This is a genomic window from Fictibacillus sp. WQ 8-8 (assembly GCF_024494405.1).
GTDB classification, from domain to species: domain Bacteria; phylum Bacillota; class Bacilli; order Bacillales; family Fictibacillaceae; genus Fictibacillus_C; species Fictibacillus_C marinisediminis.
The window spans coordinates 1-16,560 of record NZ_JAMXKG010000023.1; the positions used below are offsets into that span (position 1 = coordinate 1).

Annotated in this window: 21 protein-coding genes and 1 riboswitch; of the genes, 9 read left to right on the forward strand and 12 right to left on the reverse strand. The window is 42.7% G+C overall.

What is annotated here, in order from left to right:
* Positions 1-215: 215 nt before the first annotated feature.
* The 3 genes from M1K46_RS23990 to M1K46_RS24000 all read right to left on the reverse strand — a co-directional run bounded on the left by M1K46_RS23990 (position 216) and on the right by M1K46_RS24000 (position 1,726).
* Positions 216-740, reverse strand: a complete 525-nt coding sequence (locus M1K46_RS23990; RefSeq protein WP_256227968.1) for an SRPBCC domain-containing protein — start codon at positions 738-740, stop codon at positions 216-218.
* Between the two features lie 12 nt (positions 741-752).
* Positions 753-1,088 carry an ArsR/SmtB family transcription factor gene (locus M1K46_RS23995; protein WP_062238885.1) on the reverse strand — a complete coding sequence of 112 codons (336 nt, stop codon included), beginning with the start codon at positions 1,086-1,088 and terminating at the stop codon, positions 753-755.
* A gap of 101 nt (positions 1,089-1,189) precedes the next feature.
* Positions 1,190-1,726 (reverse strand): dihydrofolate reductase family protein, encoded by a 537-nt coding sequence (locus M1K46_RS24000; protein WP_256227969.1) that lies wholly within the window; start codon positions 1,724-1,726, stop codon positions 1,190-1,192.
* A gap of 168 nt (positions 1,727-1,894) precedes the next feature.
* Between M1K46_RS24000 and M1K46_RS24005 the strand changes: the two genes are divergently transcribed.
* Positions 1,895-2,389 carry a PaaI family thioesterase gene (locus M1K46_RS24005; protein ID WP_256227970.1) on the forward strand — a complete coding sequence of 165 codons (495 nt, stop codon included), beginning with the start codon at positions 1,895-1,897 and terminating at the stop codon, positions 2,387-2,389.
* Positions 2,390-2,407: 18 nt separating this feature from the next.
* Here the strand turns inward: M1K46_RS24005 and M1K46_RS24010 are convergent, their stop codons facing one another.
* Positions 2,408-2,704, reverse strand: coding sequence for a YxcD family protein (locus M1K46_RS24010; protein WP_053355864.1), 297 nt, complete (start codon positions 2,702-2,704; stop codon positions 2,408-2,410).
* Positions 2,692-3,132, reverse strand: a complete 441-nt coding sequence (locus M1K46_RS24015) for a hypothetical protein (RefSeq protein WP_053355865.1) — start codon at positions 3,130-3,132, stop codon at positions 2,692-2,694. The genes M1K46_RS24010 and M1K46_RS24015 overlap by 13 nt, the downstream gene beginning before the upstream one ends.
* 160 nt (positions 3,133-3,292) lie before the next feature.
* Here M1K46_RS24015 and M1K46_RS24020 point away from each other — a divergent pair, with 160 nt between their 5' ends.
* The gene (locus M1K46_RS24020) at positions 3,293-3,670 is read left to right on the forward strand and encodes a DUF2500 domain-containing protein (protein ID WP_256227972.1); all 378 of its coding nucleotides are present in this window, start codon (positions 3,293-3,295) and stop codon (positions 3,668-3,670) included.
* Between the two features lie 27 nt (positions 3,671-3,697).
* Complete coding sequence (locus M1K46_RS24025; protein ID WP_255357607.1) at positions 3,698-3,826, forward strand: hypothetical protein; 129 nt, start codon at positions 3,698-3,700, stop codon at positions 3,824-3,826.
* Positions 3,827-3,864: 38 nt separating this feature from the next.
* Here the strand turns inward: M1K46_RS24025 and M1K46_RS24030 are convergent, their stop codons facing one another.
* Together M1K46_RS24030 and M1K46_RS24035 are read right to left on the reverse strand one after the other, a co-directional pair.
* Positions 3,865-4,689, reverse strand: coding sequence for a helix-turn-helix domain-containing protein (locus tag M1K46_RS24030; RefSeq protein WP_256227973.1), 825 nt, complete (start codon positions 4,687-4,689; stop codon positions 3,865-3,867).
* A 64-nt stretch (positions 4,690-4,753) separates the two neighbouring features.
* Positions 4,754-5,974: an MDR family MFS transporter gene (locus tag M1K46_RS24035; RefSeq protein WP_256227974.1), complete on the reverse strand. Its 1,221-nt coding sequence runs from the start codon at positions 5,972-5,974 to the stop codon at positions 4,754-4,756.
* A gap of 329 nt (positions 5,975-6,303) precedes the next feature.
* Here M1K46_RS24035 and M1K46_RS24040 point away from each other — a divergent pair, with 329 nt between their 5' ends.
* The 3 genes from M1K46_RS24040 to M1K46_RS24050 all read left to right on the forward strand — a co-directional run bounded on the left by M1K46_RS24040 (position 6,304) and on the right by M1K46_RS24050 (position 8,681).
* Entirely contained in the window at positions 6,304-7,272 is a 969-nt protein-coding gene (locus M1K46_RS24040) for a Gfo/Idh/MocA family protein (RefSeq protein ID WP_256227975.1), read from the forward strand.
* 72 nt (positions 7,273-7,344) lie between these two features.
* The gene (locus M1K46_RS24045; RefSeq protein WP_256227976.1) at positions 7,345-7,731 is read left to right on the forward strand and encodes a hypothetical protein; all 387 of its coding nucleotides are present in this window, start codon (positions 7,345-7,347) and stop codon (positions 7,729-7,731) included.
* Positions 7,732-8,153: 422 nt separating this feature from the next.
* Positions 8,154-8,681 carry a hypothetical protein gene (locus tag M1K46_RS24050; RefSeq protein WP_053355869.1) on the forward strand — a complete coding sequence of 176 codons (528 nt, stop codon included), beginning with the start codon at positions 8,154-8,156 and terminating at the stop codon, positions 8,679-8,681.
* 241 nt (positions 8,682-8,922) lie between these two features.
* Here M1K46_RS24050 and M1K46_RS24055 read toward each other — a convergent pair whose 3' ends face one another.
* Together M1K46_RS24055 and M1K46_RS24060 are read right to left on the reverse strand one after the other, a co-directional pair.
* A complete protein-coding gene (locus M1K46_RS24055) occupies positions 8,923-10,386 on the reverse strand; it encodes an amino acid permease (RefSeq protein WP_062238907.1) in 1,464 nt (487 codons plus the stop codon).
* A 93-nt stretch (positions 10,387-10,479) separates the two neighbouring features.
* Positions 10,480-10,670: riboswitch (Lysine riboswitch) on the reverse strand.
* 104 nt (positions 10,671-10,774) lie between these two features.
* A complete protein-coding gene (locus M1K46_RS24060) occupies positions 10,775-11,626 on the reverse strand; it encodes an STAS domain-containing protein (protein ID WP_254781624.1) in 852 nt (283 codons plus the stop codon).
* A gap of 193 nt (positions 11,627-11,819) precedes the next feature.
* Between M1K46_RS24060 and M1K46_RS24065 the strand changes: the two genes are divergently transcribed.
* Positions 11,820-13,265: a DEAD/DEAH box helicase gene (locus M1K46_RS24065; RefSeq protein WP_062238909.1), complete on the forward strand. Its 1,446-nt coding sequence runs from the start codon at positions 11,820-11,822 to the stop codon at positions 13,263-13,265.
* Positions 13,266-13,406: 141 nt separating this feature from the next.
* Here the strand turns inward: M1K46_RS24065 and M1K46_RS24070 are convergent, their stop codons facing one another.
* Positions 13,407-13,994, reverse strand: a complete 588-nt coding sequence (locus M1K46_RS24070; protein ID WP_248251340.1) for a LysE family transporter — start codon at positions 13,992-13,994, stop codon at positions 13,407-13,409.
* 111 nt (positions 13,995-14,105) lie between these two features.
* Between M1K46_RS24070 and M1K46_RS24075 the strand changes: the two genes are divergently transcribed.
* Positions 14,106-14,660 carry a helix-turn-helix domain-containing protein gene (locus M1K46_RS24075; protein WP_256227979.1) on the forward strand — a complete coding sequence of 185 codons (555 nt, stop codon included), beginning with the start codon at positions 14,106-14,108 and terminating at the stop codon, positions 14,658-14,660.
* Positions 14,661-14,710: 50 nt separating this feature from the next.
* Here the strand turns inward: M1K46_RS24075 and M1K46_RS24080 are convergent, their stop codons facing one another.
* Positions 14,711-15,295, reverse strand: coding sequence for a vWA domain-containing protein (locus tag M1K46_RS24080; RefSeq protein WP_256227980.1), 585 nt, complete (start codon positions 15,293-15,295; stop codon positions 14,711-14,713).
* Between the two features lie 96 nt (positions 15,296-15,391).
* Between M1K46_RS24080 and M1K46_RS24085 the strand changes: the two genes are divergently transcribed.
* Positions 15,392-15,886 carry a helix-turn-helix transcriptional regulator gene (locus tag M1K46_RS24085; RefSeq protein ID WP_256227983.1) on the forward strand — a complete coding sequence of 165 codons (495 nt, stop codon included), beginning with the start codon at positions 15,392-15,394 and terminating at the stop codon, positions 15,884-15,886.
* A gap of 1 nt (position 15,887) precedes the next feature.
* Here M1K46_RS24085 and M1K46_RS24090 read toward each other — a convergent pair whose 3' ends face one another.
* Positions 15,888-16,553 (reverse strand): TetR/AcrR family transcriptional regulator, encoded by a 666-nt coding sequence (locus tag M1K46_RS24090; protein ID WP_091008496.1) that lies wholly within the window; start codon positions 16,551-16,553, stop codon positions 15,888-15,890.
* Positions 16,554-16,560: the final 7 nt, after the last annotated feature.

The window sequence follows — 16,560 nt, forward strand, 5'->3', positions numbered from 1 at the left end:
TGATTTCCGTTCCAGGCTGCTCGCTTTCCGCGGGGCGTGCGGTGAGCCTCTTGGTGCAAGCACCGGCGGGAGTCTCACCTGTCACGCTAGTCCCGCAGGAGTCTCGCATCTTCCACTTCAATTAACTTTTCATTGAAGATTTTTCAAGCCAAAAAGGGGCTGCCTGAAGGTCAATTTTCGACTTTCTGGACAGCCCCTTACTGTTTATCAATCTCTTATTGCAGCTGCTCCAAAAGATCATCCAGACGTTCCATTTGTGAAGAAAATCCTTCTACGACTCCCATCTCCATGACTTGTTGAAGCGTTTCAGTTGAAGCAAATTGCGAGCGAGTAATGACTTTTGTTGAACCTTCATCCTCAATGAATTCGATGGTTACCAAGATCTCAGGCATTCCATCCATCTCTTTGCCTTCTGCATCGGCAAAGTAATCTTTATAAACAATCTTTTCAGGCTCGATCATCTCCTGGTAAACGGCCTTACCACAAGATTCTTGGCCATAAAAGTCTCCTTGATTCTTATCCATACACTTCATGCAATAAAACCATACGCCACCAGCCTGAAAGTCAAACTGGCGAATTTCAGTTTCCCATCCTTTGGGCCCCCACCATTTTGACAAGTGCTCGGGCTGCGAAAATGCTTGATATACGAGAGTTCTAGGAGCGTTGAATGTTCTCTCCATAATAAGTACCTGGCCCTCAACGGCTGTTTTTAAAGGGTTTGTTCCATGGTTTACAGACATTTCAATTCCTCCTTAAGGTTCATCCGTTTTTTCTTGCATTTTAAGTAAATAATCATCCAAACGATCCAATCTTCCCTCCCAAACGTTCTGGAAGGATACTAGCCATTTATTCAAATCCTTGAAAGGCTGCTGAGACAGCTTGTAGATCCGCCTATTAGCAATAGCATGAACCTCGACAAATCCAGCTTGATTTAAAACTCTGAGGTGTTTGGAAGTTTGTGGTTGGAGAAGCCCAAGCCGTTCAGCAATTTCCCCTACAGTGAGAGGACCTTCACGCAATAGCTCAATCATTTGTAAGCGCTTAGGCTCGGCAAGTGCGGATAATGTGGCATTGATGTTCGCGCTCATCTATCGTTTCTCCTTTCACATCTAATATAACCCGAATCGAATATTCTTGTAAAGGAATATTCAAAAAAATAACTAAGGCTGCCGAAGCAACCTTAGTATTATTAATCTTTAACAGTCCGATAATGCAGCTGTACCAGTCCTGTATTGAACGTCTTGCTCTCTACAAACTGAAGTCTGCTTTCATTCTCCGTTTCTGCAAACAACCGAATTCCGTTCCCTAACAAAACAGGAATGATAGAAATCACGTACTCATCAATAAGATTTTGTTCTTTTAACTCTTTAATCGCTCCTGCCCCGCCATCAATAAAGATGTTCCTTCCTTCTTCTTTTTTCAGGGTTTGAATCAGTTCATTAAGGTTTCCGTTGTAAAACTCCACATTTTCATCCGTATCCTTCTTGCTTCTTGAGAGCACATAGCACTTTCTCTCCTTATGAGGAAAATCAATCCCAAAGGTTAACACTTTATCATACGTTTTTCTCCCCATGATCACTGTATCGACCGTCTTCACAAATTCTCTGTATCCATAGTCCTCATCAGGCTGTTCCACCATCGACAGGAAGCTGATATCGTCATCCTTCTTAGCGATAAATCCATCAAGACTGGCTGCAATATATACGATTACTTTTCGTTCCTTCACCATCTCTTCACCTCACTGTTTATTCTTAACTAAAGTATACAAATGATTTGTCTTCCATCCATAAGGTACTTTCAAATAAACTATGTCTTTTTAAAAAAGGTAAACAAGGAATATCACCTTAACCTGTGGAAAGAAACAAATGAGCAGAAAAGAATGGAGTGAATAAAAATGGCAGAACAAAAGGCCGTTCAGGACGTGTATCCTGACGATTATTCATGGTGTTATGGATGTGGAAAGCTGAATGAAGATGGCCACCATTTCAAGACAAGATGGAATGGAGAAAAGACCGAAACAATCTACACACCTCAGCCCGAGCATACGGCTGTACCGGGGTTTGTATACGGCGGAGTAATTGCCTCGCTGATTGATTGCCACGGAACCGGTTCAGCTGCTCTCGCCCTTCACCGGAAAAATGGCCATGAACCAGGTGACGGCGCAGAACCACCGCGATTTGTAACCGCCTCGCTGAAGGTTGATTTTATGAAGCCTACCCCGCATGGCTTAGCATTGAAAGCTATCGGAACGCTGGAAGAAGTTCATCCGAAGAAATGGAAGGTACATACTGAAGTGTTTGCCGGTGAAACTCTCTGCGTAAAAGGACAAGTCACAGCAGTTGTCATGCCTGACTCCTTCCTGCAAAACGCAAAAAACACCAATCCCTAAAAGATTGGTGTTTTTGTTTTATCTGGTTCTAACGTAAGCCACAATGCCTTCTTCGTCATCCAGGACCAATTCCAGGCCAGCTGAAATCGGATCGATATTCATTTGTGTATCCAGCCAAAACCGGAGTGCCTCTATCAGGTTGGCTTCAATCATTACTTGTTTTCTGCCGCCCACATAGGCTTCCGCCGAGAAACCGTAATCGTCATCATACAGCAGTTCTACTTGAACGTCTTCTGGCGCAACTTCTTTTTTATGAGCGAGGAACAAGCATAGAGCATTAATAATGTCCTGCTCTGATACCATTATCTGTTCCATCGGTCATCCTTTGGTTTGCGGCTGTTTCTTAAGTTCGCAAAGATTCTCGAAATGAGGGAAATGATGATAAGAACAGCGATAATGTTAATCATTAACCCAAGGAATGAACCAAAAGCGCCAAGGTTTCCTAACAGTCCACCGAAAAGCATACCAGCGATTCCGCCATAGATCAGACCTTTCATGAATCCGCCCTTTTTAGCTTTCGCAGAATAGCTATTATTTTTGTTGAAAAAGCTTTTTTGCTTGTTTTGGCTCTTATTTTGAAAAAATGAGTTGTTGCTGCTTTTACCACCAGAGTTAAAGGATTTTACCCCCGAACGATAGCCTTTCGCACTTACCGTTTGTGACTGATCATGGAAAACAATATCTTTCACAGGCATCAATACAAACGTCATAACCAAGGTAGCCGCAATAATCTTCTTTAACATTCTCTATTCCTTCTTCCATTTAGTAATCTTAGATCTCAACTCTTACATATACGAAAAGGATAACAAAAAGTTTCATATAAAACCAAAATTTTAAAGAAGTATTTCAAATACAAACTCTAAAATGTTAAAATAAGGAAAAAATACATCAGGGGGATGTAAGATGTTCGACGATCCAGCAGGGGATTTTATGTTTCAGTTCGGTCCCATTTTTATTGGAATTGTTTTTGTTATTGTTATTTCTGTTATTATAATAGGCATAGTCAGCAGCCTTTCACAATGGAATAAAAACAACAATTCACCCAAATTATCGGTAAAGGCTAAAGTCGTAACTAAACGAACCTCTATACGCGGCGGTGGGGAAACCTCTGCTCATAACGATTACTATGTAACGTTCCAGGTTGAAAGCGGAGACCGGATGGAACTTGAGGTTAAAGGTGACAAATTTGGCATGCTGGTTGAAGGCGATACAGGCGAACTGAGCTTTCAGGGTTCAAGATTTCTAGGTTTCAGCCGGGATGTTCAAACCGAAATTCATTAACATTTATTCGTATAGGGAGGATTTACGATGCAAACCTACGCACTTATAGGATTTGTCTTCGGACTAATGGGATTTGTTACGGCAATGAATGCAGCTAAAAAAATAAAGCAGCTTGAACAGAAAGTCTCTGATTTAGAAAAACAAATCAAAAAGTAATAAAGAGCTTGGATTCCTCCAGGCTCTTTTCTTTTGTATTAAAGCGACTTTCGATAGTGCGATACAGAACAGCCATATCTCTTTTTAAACGATCGTTCAAATGTCGTTAAGCTGCCGAACCCCACAGCAAATCCAATAGTTGTAATATCCAGCGCAGTTGTACGCAAAAGATCTATAGCCCTTTCCAGCCTGACTTTTGTAACATACTGGCCGGGGGTGCAGCCTGCAGCCTCTTTAAACGTTCGTATAAAATGATACTTGCTCAGCCTGGATGCTTTGGCCAATTCCTCCAGTGACAGTTCACTGGCATAGTGTTCATGGATAAAGGAGAGGACGGTTTTTATCAACGGATGATCATTCAGCGTAATTTCTTTTCGCCACTTTTCGCTATGCGACCCTTCCTGTATGGAAAGCAAGGTATCTGCCAGCGCCCACTCCAATTCTTCAAACTTGCCAGAAGCGACTTCATTTAATAGATTGGTCTGGATGATGTCGTTCGCGATCTTCACAAGCTTTTCCGATGAGTTTTCCCCATACGTTCGAAATGCTGTATCGAAATGACATACATGAAGACGGGCCGATGCCACCTGATCGACGAATTCTTTTTGCAGATTAATCAGCAACAGTTTGCTTTCGCTTTCACCTGTATAATGAAAATGAGCTTCTCCTGGTGAAGTAATCACTCTCAACGCTTTATTCATTGAACGTGTTTGCTTTTCAATTTCAATACAAGGGATTCCCGAAATCGGAATCGTAATCTGATAATCTCCGCCATGATCGTGCTTTACAGGGTCTGAAGAAAAAGGGGGCAAATGAGTCATCATTAATTTGCTGTTGGCCAGCTTTAAGTTCAGGACTCTCATGTTCCGTCTCCTTATCCCAATTACCTTTTTCTTCTAGTATACACCTTCCTCCCTTCCTCGGTCTTCAGCTTTTCATTGTATCTATACTCCACGTGTTGCTGTTTGATTTCTTATTGCGTCGGGACAGCTTCTCTCCATATTCAAAAAACGGAAAGGCAGCCACCGTTAATCCAGCCAGTATTCCAAAGATCATGATGCCATGGCTAAACCCAAATACATTGAGCAGCCCCCCTCCTGCCCATGCGCTTGCACCCTGTCCGAGAAACTGCAGACCCGATGCTCCAAAATAGGCTCCGCGCAAATGATCCGGTGCGATATCACTGATTAACACATCACCGATAATAAAACATAGAATTTCTCCTGCCGTAAACAAGAACATTGACAGCATCAATAAAGGCAAAGTATGAGTCATCCCAAACCCGAATAGCCCCAACCCGAAGAGAAGACATCCCGCTTTTAAGGAAGTGAGCGCTGAAAACCGCTTCATCATCCGTACGATTGGATATTGAAAAAGCAAAATATACACCGTATTCGCTACAAATAAAAGCGAATAAACCTTGAGATGATGATGACCGAAATATTGAGCAAGCGTCGTATCGAGGTGCGAATAGCCTCCCGTCACAAAAATATTACCAAGCAAAAAACAGGTAAATACTTTGTCCTTAGCGACAACTTTTAAGCTGTGTCCAAACGAAACATCCGGCAAGGACGTTCTATCTTTGGATATCTTTTTATAATGGAACGTCCACTTTAAAATGATCAGGCCGTATACAAAATAAATGAGTGCACTTATGAAAAATGGCAAAGAGCTTTTTGAAGCACCCAGCCCCAGGCCGATAAGCGGTCCTATCGCGCCTCCAGCATTGATGGCAAAATAACGGGCATTAAAAACGGCCACTCTCTCCTCCTTTGATGTCACATCGGTTAAAAGCGCACGGGCAATCGGCTCAAACACCGCCCTGCACAAGCCGTTTAGCGCATTCAATACGAAAAAGAACCACACACTTTCAGCCAATGCAAACCCTATAAAAACCGTTCCCCAGAGGACCATAGAGAAAAACAACAACGGAAACCTCCCTACCCTGTCCGACAGGGTTCCACCAATAAATCCCGCAAAGGTGCTGACAAAGAAACTTACTCCCAGAATGGCTCCTGTAGTTGCCGGGTCAATGCCTTTAGCTTCGTGTAAATAGATGCCCAAAAATGGAAGACTCATAAAAAAGCCAGCACGTGCCAAAAATGTTCCAAAAATGATCCCTCGTGCGAGCGGATGGAATTTCCACATGAATAACGCCTCTTTTCAAAGAAATCAATCTCCTTCCATCCTTATTCATAACTGCAGAAATCTCACATCAAAAATTGCGATCGTTTTCTTCGCAATAATTGCAGTGCCGGTTCGTTCAAACAGCGGTAAAATGAAGATATGATGATTAGGCTGTTTTCGTAACCTTTGCTGCTCTTGGGAGTGGTTGATTTCCGTTTCAGGCTGCTCGCTTTCCGCAGGAGTCTCGCACCTTGCACTCCAATCAACTGATCAATGAAGTTTCTATACATAAATGTCCCCAAAGCAACAATCTTTTAGAAAAGAGCCGATGATTAAAAAGGAGATGACTCATGAAAAAACTAAAGGTTGGTGTCATTGGTGTTGGAGTGATGGGAAGAAGACTTCTGGAGCAGTTCGACCTTCATCCTCAAACCGAAATAGTCGGCATTTGCGATATTAATCCCGAGGCAGCTCAGAAAGTTTCAAACGAATTCCACCAGGTTCCTTGGACAACAGATCATCAAGAAATCATCAATCATGATTTCATCGATCTCGTTTACATAGCCGTTCCTCCTAAGTTTCATCATCCTATCGTGATGGATGCTGTAAAAAAAGGAAAACACATCTTGTGTGAGAAACCGCTGGCAAACTCCCTGCAGGAAGCGGAGGAAATGGCAGGAAAGGCTGATCAGAGCGGTATCATTCATGCGATCAACTTCCCTACTCCTTACCGGCATGTTTTTCAAGTCATGAAAGAAAAAGTGGTAAACGGCTCCCTGGGAGAAATCAAAAGAATTAAAATATCTGCCTACTTTCATCAGTGGCCCCGTGCATGGCAAAACGTAGAATGGATTGCCTTACGGGAACAGGGCGGCTTTACAAAAGAAGTCCTTCCGCATTTCCTGCAAATGACCCAGCACCTGTTCGGCGAGCTGGAAGTAAAATTTTCAACGATTGACTATCCCTCCGATGGCGTTTCTTCTGAACAAAGTTTAGCAGCGGTATTGACCCTCAAGGATGGAACCGTCGTATCCATTGATGCTGTCAGTGACATTGCCATGGCAGAGCACATTGAATTTACTCTATACGGCTCAAGAGGCACTCTTTCTCTTGTGAATTGGAGTGAACTCTACTATGGGGCTGACAATGAAGACTTGAGGAAAATTGATTTGGAAGACAATAACCGTGGAGCAGGCTTGATTGACCAGTTCGTGAAAAAGTTCCAAGGAGAAGAAGCTGACTTAATTACCTTCTCTGAAGGATTGGAAGTACAAAAAGTTCTTGAACAACTTTTTTCTTCTCAATTACAAACAAAATAAGCAAACCGATGGTAAGCAGGAGTCAGTAAAAAAGACTTCTGCTTTTTTGTTCATTTAAGTGGTTGCTGTATAATGGAAGATGTAACATTTTCAATGCGAAGGGAAATTTTAAGAATGAAAGTGAAGTTTTTACCCCTGGCTTTACTACTTCTCTTTAGTACAAGCGGGTGTGCTCTAACACCTTCTCATGACGCGATTCAGAAAGATAACCTTCAGGATGCTTCATTGGATTTTGAACTGAAAGACGTTAAACCCTTTTTACAGCGTATTAAACCGTTGATGAGCGGGGGATTCTCCGATACCGAGATTAACCAGGTACAAAGCCGAATTAAAAAAATGAAGTCCAACGATGAAAAAGAAGTGGGCCGCTTCATAGTTGACTATAAAAACAAAAAACTCTTTTCTAAAAGATTGTTGCTTAGGGAACATTTTTGTAAAGAGCCTTCATTGACAAGTTGATTGGAGTGCAAGGTGCGAGACTCCTCGAAAATGAATTTCACATTTTCTTCGTGCGATATATAACGCTGCCGAAGCCTTCCTTGTCCTGCGGGAGCAGCGGGACAGGTGAGACCCACAGGCGCCATGCGCCGAGAAAGTAGGCGCTGGCGCCGGTAAGGCTCACCGCACGCCCCGCGGAAAGCGAGCATCCTGAAACGGAAATCAACCACCCCTAAGAGCAACAAAGGTTACGAAAACAGCCAAACAAAAAGACGGCTTTCATCATTGTTGCTTTCATCGACAGTCCTGGTGAGCCTGGAATAGATATCTACACCAATGCAGACCTAGCCGACCACATTCAAAGCAAGATGAATGCCTTTGCTGATGAAAATGAAGCTGAGAGTTAATGTTCTATAAGAATATACAATAGGAGAATCTTTTAAATGATTGAAGTAGATGATGCAGGAAATGGATGCCCCATATTAGGAGAAGTGTTCGCAGCCAGAAGAATAGAAACCGGAGAACAAGCGGCTGTCTATGTCCCGCTCCCCTCTGAAACATCATTAAAAACCTCTAAAGAAGAGTACATTATGTCTCTTCTCACCCAGTTAAATGTTCCAAAAGATGAAGCCGTGCTGCTCTGCAGAGGAAATACACTGAATGGATTCGAGCGTCAGTTGCAGCATAAAGGTTTTGATGTGAAGCGCGGGAAGATCTCCGAGGAAACCGATAAGATTGCCGAAAACTTCTTTATGGAACGGCTTTATGACATCGGATTTCCGCAAGATCTTTCACTGTCCAACCGTGAATATCGCGAGTTCTACCAGATGGTGAAAATATGGTATATCTCTCTTTACCACGGGAACAAAAATCTTTTCAAATCAGAGCGCAAAAGAAATGTAAAAACACGTGGGTACATGCATAACCCTGTTTACCATTTTCCGAATGTGCTTAGAGAGTTGTTTTACTAATTAGTAAAACAACTTCCATTTGGTAACAACTTCTAATGAGACCCTGCTCAATATTGAGCCTGGCCTCTTTGATTCGCTACAGGTTACTCTCGGAACCCCTATATGCTCCTGCGTTCTCTATTTTCGCTGCCATTCCCCTTCACTTGACGTAAGTGTTAATTTATATGTTCTGCGTTTAGAAGACGATACCTTTTTCACTAAAAAAGCAGGAACCCCGAAAGGCTCCTGCTTCTCTTATTTCTTATTCAAAATCACACTCTTTAAGCGGTACGACTTTTGTTTTGTGTTTGAATTTATAGCCTAACCAAACAGCCAGGAAGATCGGAATCCCAATGTAAGAAACAAGGGCTCCTTTCCAATCGATGCTTCCGCCTGTAAAGGCAGAATAGTTTTGACCGAGGATAACGACAAAACAGAGAGCGAAAGCAAAGATCGGACCGATTGGGAACCATTTTGCCAAGTAAGGCAGTTCTTTTAAATTCCGCCCCTGTGCCACATACGCTCTTCTGAATCGGTAATGGCTGATCGCAATTCCGAGCCAGGCGATAAAACCGGACATCCCGGAGGCATTCAGCAACCATGTGTAGATGACGCCGTCACCGAACAGTGAAGCAAAGAAAGCTACAGCTCCTACAGCGGCTGTTACAATTAGGGCTGGAACCGGTACACCGCGGGAATCCAGCTTCGCCAGAAACTTAGGTGCCTTTCCGTCTCGTGCCATATCCCAAAGCATACGGGTCGATGCATACATACCGGAGTTACCGGCAGATAATACTGCTGTTAAGATGATCGCGTTCATAACGGAAGCCGCAAACGCAATTCCTGCTTTATCAAAGACAAGTGTGAATGGACTTACAGTAATATCGCTGCTTGCCAATCGGCTGTCTGTGTAAGGAATGATTAAAGAAATGACCAAGATTGCCAGAACATAGAACAAAAGGATACGCCAGAACACACTTTTGATCGCTTTCGGGATGTTCTTTTTCGGATCTTCTGTTTCTCCAGCCGCAACCCCTAACAGTTCTGTTCCCTGGAAGGAGAAACCTGCAGCCATAAATACGCCAAGCGTCGTAAAGAATCCGCCGTGGAACGGTGCGTCAGCGATCGTAAAGTTCTTAAATCCGATCGGATCTCCGCCTAAAATGCCGAAGATCATAAGTGTTCCTAAGATCAAGAAGATGATGACCGTAATGACTTTGATCAGCGAGAACCAATATTCTGCTTCACCAAACCCTTTTACCGATAAATAATTTAATAAGAACATAATGCCTAGGAACAGTGCACTCCAGATAAATGAAGGGGTATCTGGAAACCAAAATTTCATGATTAATGTTACGGCAGCAAGTTCAGCTGCAATGGTGATTGCCCAGTTGTACCAATAGTTCCAGCCGAGCGCGAATCCTAGTGATGGATCCACAAATTTTGAAGCATACGTGCTGAATGAACCCGCAACCGGCATGTAAGACGCCATTTCTGCGAGGCTTGTCATTAAGAAGAACACCATGATTCCAATCGCTACATATGAAAACAGAACGCCGCCTGGCCCTGCAGTATGAATGGATCCTCCGCTTGCTAAAAATAATCCTGTTCCGATCGTTCCCCCAAGAGAGATCATCGTTAAATGGCGGGATTTCAGTCCCCGCTTTAATTCATTGTCCGCGTTTGGCGACTGCGGTTGTGATGGATTCTGTGCTGTGTTTCGCATAAAAAAAACTCCTTTTCGTTTTAGGAAGGAGTGGGAAATAAAAAAAGCCGCCAAGCATTGGGCGACGATTATTATTAATCCGCATCATGCCTTCCGTAAGATAGCGCATCCCACCCACCGGTTATTCGTGGGTGTGACAGTGCTGTTCCTGTTCGAATACAGCCCCAATTCATACTTCCAGAGTTAAGCACAAATTTCGGCAGCTTTTCCTTTCACACGGAGTCTATGATGTCCTCTGCATCTCGTACGTCCTACTTATAAAAGCCGCGACCTCTACCTCATCGGATTGATGAGGATTTTAATATCAAGTTAGTTAACGCTAAAAGTTATTATAAAACAGCGCTGTCGTTCCTTCAACTGTTTTTTCTTTCCAGCATTTTACGCAAAATTACCTCTTTTGAATTAATGTATAACCGATATAATCCAGCGCAGACTGAATGTCTTTTACGATCCTGGTATTCAAGACTTGTAAATCCATCTTGTCTACTTGCTCTCTGGCAAACACAGGCGTCACACCTGTAATAATGGTTTCAACCCCCATCAGGTTAAGAGCATTGATCATTTGATAGAAGAAATCTGAAAAAGTATCATCATGAACGAGAAGCTTAGATAGATCAATAATAAAGTAATCGATGTCATTGTCCGCTGCATCATGGAGCACATCGCTTAGAATTTGATGGGACCGGTCATCATCTACAATCCCTTGTAAAGAAAGGATCGATATACCGTTCTTGATGGGAATAATCGGTACGCTCAAAAAGCTCATATTATACTTTGTCTCATCGAGCTCGATCACATAAGACAAAATGTCGGCCATGGACCTTAAATAGGCAACATCCGCTTCTGAAAACTTCCTTTCCTCTCTATCCATCACACATAACGTTCCAAAGACATTCCCTTTCAAATCTTTTAATGTTACCCCAAGAAATCCTTTAACATTTAATTGGCCGGTTACTTCTAACTCTTTTGTTACGGCTTGAGTCATCAAGTTGGAAGTATGCATCACATCGCCTTCGTTCATGATGATTAAACGGCAGTATGTGCCTCCATATTCCACACTGTATCCTTCTGGTATAATCTCTTCTTCTTTGTTAAAAGAACTGAGAACATGCATCGCTGTTTCCCCTCTTCTGGTAACATACGCTGTGTTCACATTTAGCTGGTCACTAATTAATGCAAACAATTTTGAGGAAAGAGACCTCAATGAATAAAAAACGGGGATGGTTTTCTTACTGTTCATTTCCACTACATCACCTCAAAACAGATTGACCTTACCCTCATTATATCATTGTTTACCTATCACCTACGATCATACGGAAGGGTTCCTTTAAACAATCGTTTAAAATTAAACCCGATTGTCCATCATTTCAAGTATAATGAACACTATTCAGGTTATGCTGAATCTGGATAATATAAAAAATCGAGGTTCCTACATGAATAATAGAAGTTTTAACGATTATCGTATAAGCGATGAAATAAAACGAGCACTTACAGTGTTGAAATATGAAACTCCGACTGAGGTTCAGACTGAAGTCATACCATTAGCTCTGGAAAAGCAAGATCTCGTCGTAAAATCCCAAACAGGCAGCGGAAAAACAGCAGCCTTTGGTATTCCGGTATGCGAAATGCTGGAATGGGAAGAAAAACGGCCACAAGCATTGATCCTTACTCCCACGCGCGAGCTCGCTGTTCAAGTTCGTGAAGACCTTACCAACATTGGAAGGTTCAAGCGGATTAAAGCTGTTGCTGTATATGGTAAAGAGCCTTTTGCGAAACAAAAAGAAGAATTGAAACAAAAAACGCATGTTGTCGTCGGTACACCGGGACGCGTCATGGACCATATCGAGCGTGAAACCCTCGTCTTAGACCAAATCAAGTACCTGATCATTGATGAAGCAGATGAAATGCTGAACATGGGCTTTATTGATGAAGTGAAAAAGATTATTAAACAACTTCCTTCAAACAGAGTAACCATGGTCTTTTCTGCAACATTGCCAAAAGATATTGAAAATCTCTGCCATCAATATATGAAAGATCCAGCAAAAATCGAAATAGCTTCTGCCGGGATGACGACAGATACGATCAAGCATTCTTTAATCAACGTTCAGGAAGAGGTGAAGCTTGCTCTTCTGAAAGACGTGACGGTCGTTGAAAACCCGGACAGCTGCATCATTTTCTGCAATACGAAAGAGCACGTCGATACCGTGTTTGCAGAGCTCGAAGCCTCTCAGTATTCTGTTGAAAAGCTTCATGGAGGATTGGAACAAGAAGATCGATTCGCAGTGATGGACGGGTTCAAGATCGGGAATTTCCGTTATCTTGTCGCCACGGATGTGGCTGCGAGAGGAATTGATATTGATAATGTAACCCTCGTTATCAACTATGACGTTCCTATGGAAAAAGAGAGCTATGTCCACCGTACAGGAAGAACTGGCCGGGCCGGCAAAAAAGGAAGAGCCATTACGTTTGCATTGCCTTATGAAGGAAAATATCTTAGAGCCATCGAAAGATACATTGGCTTTGAGATCGATGAAGCGGAAGCACCGACAAAACAAGAAGTGGCTAAAATGCAGCGAGCTTTTGAAGAAAAGCTCAGCGGGCGCCGAGTCGTGAGAAATAATAAAACGGCCCGAATCAACCAGGATATTACGAAACTCCACTTCAGCGGCGGAAAAAACAAGAAGATCCGAGCGGTCGATTTCGTTGGAACCATCGCAAAAATCCCTGGAGTCTCAGCAGATGATATCGGCATTATCACCATCCAGGAGAATTGGTCCTATGTTGATATTCTTAACGGAAAAGGCTCACTTGTCCTGCAAGCCATGGAAAATACCACAGTTAAAGGCAAGAAACTGAAAGTCAGCAAAGCGAAAAAGTAAATAATCCTTCTGATAAGCAAAAGAGCACGGCTGCATTTTTCTCAGCCAGTGCTCTTTTTTTCTATCGATCCAGATTATATGAAGAAAGAGACCTGACCTAATGACCAGCCTCTTTAAACGATCGTTTAAATCATTGATATCTTATTCCACAACCACCGAAACCGCACTATACACTAACAAAAGGGCCATCACCACATTGAATGCTCTTCTGTATTTTGATAAAAAGACTTGAAACATGGAACCGAACAGACTCCAGCTAAACGTAGCCAGGAAGCCGATAAACGCTAGAAATAATGAAATCAGCAGCAGGCTGGCATTGGAATGGTAAAAGGGAATCACAAACGTGGAAATGACAGTCAAGCCATATAAGAGGCCTTTTGGATTAACGAACTGAAGCAGCATGCCTGCTTTAAAACTGTTATTCTTGTCTTCTCGTTCGCTGTTTTTAGTCTTGCTTTTGCTGGTTAACACCTTATAAGCCAGATACAGCATATAGACCGCACCCAGGATCGTCATCGCAAACTCGATCTTTGGTATGAAGTTCTTCAGCCAAAGATTAAAGTAGCTGCTCAGCATGATGATGATAAAGAATCCAGCTCCAACTCCAACACAGAATCTGAGGGTTCGCTTCAAACCGTATTGGTTGGCAAACAGCATCGCCATAATGTTATTCGGACCTGGAGTGAAGCTTGTAACAAACACGTACAACAAAAAAGACAAGATGGACATTGTGATTCCCCTCCGTTGCGTATGTTATAATGTCTATATTGAACACTATAACGATTTTCAATATATTGTACAGAACGGTCGTTATATTGTAAATAGGTCTGGAGGTTATTTATGGAGGAAATCCATCTTATCATTGCGAAAAATTTAAAAGCCTTTCGGGAAAACAAAAAATTAAGCCTTGAAAAAGTGGCTGAACTGACCGGTGTAAGCAAAACAATGATTGGACAAATTGAGAGAGGCGAATCCAGCCCTACCATTACGACGATCTGGAAAATCGCCAATGGACTAAAGATCTCGTTTACTTCCCTGATCAATGATCCGCAGCCCGATACGAAAGTAGTCTTGCGAAGCGAAGTACAAGCCTTAACAGAGGACAACGGAAAATACAGAGTATATCCCTACTTTCCATTCCAGGATGACCGCCGATTTGAAATGTATTCCGTCGAGATCGACAAAGGCGGCTTTCTAAGCTCTGACGCTCATGGAGAAGGCACCGAAGAATTTATAACTGTTTTTGACGGGGAATTAACCGTACGTGTAAACAACATAGAATACACCGTGAAAAATGGGGACTCTATCCGGTTCAGAGCCGACAGGCCTCATGTCTATCATAACTCCGGTGATATCTTGACCCGCTTGAGTATGACCATCTATTATCCGAACTAAAAAGCACCCGCCGAAAAAAAACGGTGGGTGCTCCTTTGCCCATATGATAATCATTTCTCCCTTTTCTCCGCCACCGCTTCACACATGACAGCATACATCTCCTCTACCCCATGTGATGAAGCCTCAAAGTTATAGGCGTTGTCGACTGAAATCCCAATGCTGTCCGCTTCCTTCACGGCGTCGATGTTCGCTCCCATAAATATAAACTCCCAGCTGTATTTCTCCTGCTGGTGCTTGATCAGCTCTTTTATTTTGGGATAGGTAAATTCCGTGCTCGCGTTTTCCATCCCATCAGTTGTAACGATGAAGATGACCTTGTCTGGCCTTTCACTCTCGTCTGTCATTGCTAACCTGCGCCCGGTATCCACGGTCGCTTTACCTATGGCATCCAGCAGTGCGGTACAGCCTCTTACAAAATACTCTTTGTCTGACAGCCTTGCCTCTCTGGCGTTTTTCCCAGTCCATACGACCTCATACTGATCATCAAAAAGGATCGCCGTAATTTCAGTCTCTCCTTCCGGCCGGCATTGTTTTTCAATCAGCCTGTTAAACCCGCCGATCGTTTCCTCTTCAAGCCCTGCCATTGATCCGCTCCGGTCCAGCAGAAAGATTATCTCCGTTTTATTGTGATTCATGCGTCCCATCCCCTTCTATTCTTCATGCTATAATAATAGCTGGATTCTGCCATCAGTTGGTCGCCTGGCAAGCGACATTTTGGGGAGGTTGTCACAATGCTCGCAGAAAAAACTCTGATTGAACTAAAAGAATATGTTGACTACTACCTGAACCATTCTCCGGCAGAGATTTTACATGCCTGTGCACCTCTAGAGAGCGAAATCCTTGAAGAAGATCGACAGCCAGCGGACCTTGACGAGTTTATCCAGTCCAGACGCAAACCTTCCCTCCGCCATCTCTTGTTCAGCTATATCGATCAAAGAGGCGCCAGTGATTCCGAAATCTACAAAAAAGCAGGAATCGACCGCCGCCATTTTTCAAAAATCCGTTCCAATCCTGATTATCGGCCGCGAAAAAATACGGTCATTGCACTCGCCCTGGCTCTTCAATTAAACATAGAGGAAGCCGGTGAGCTTCTAAGCTCTGCCGGCTTCTCTTTGTCTGACAGTGATACATCAGACCTGGTCATTCAATTTTGTTTGGAGAAGGAAATCTATAACCTTCAGGATGTGAATGAGGCGTTGTACAATTTAGGGGTAAAGCCTTTATAATTTAAGTTTCTTTCCTGTTCCGTACGCCATCCATCACAAATCTGATCATATTTTCAATTTCTTCGTCCTCATCCCCAAATGAGTTTTCTGGCAGCAAGACAAAGTGAGAAACAAAATATCCGCCAACGAAAGTAAACACCATTTTTTGAATCAACTCTGTTGGAATATCTGCTAAATCTCCTCGTTCTTTAAAGATGTTGATGACTTTAATGAGACGCGGAGAGACATTTTCCTTAAAAAAAGGCAGTAATTCGTTTCGTAATTCCACGTTATAGAGCATCTCTTTCACAACAATCTGGAATATTTCCATATTCTCTTTAAAGAAGACAATTCTGTTTTTCAAGAAGGCCCGCAAGAAATCTTCAAAACTAAGAATGTCTTTTGACATCACTTCATTAAAAACACCCTCAGCCATAGCAGGAAATAAGTCTTTTATAAAGGGAACGATCACCGAGAGCAATAAATTATCCTTTGTTCCATACTTGCGGAAAATGGTCCCCTCAGCTACACCTGCAGCTTTGGCAATCTCACTTGTCGAGGTGTTTGTATACCCTTTTTCTGCAAAGATTCTAATGGCCGACTCCAAAATCTTCTGCTGTTTATCCGTTTGTTTTTTGTTATCTGATGCATGGGCAACCATCGCCTCCAAGAGACTGCCTTTAAACAATTTCATC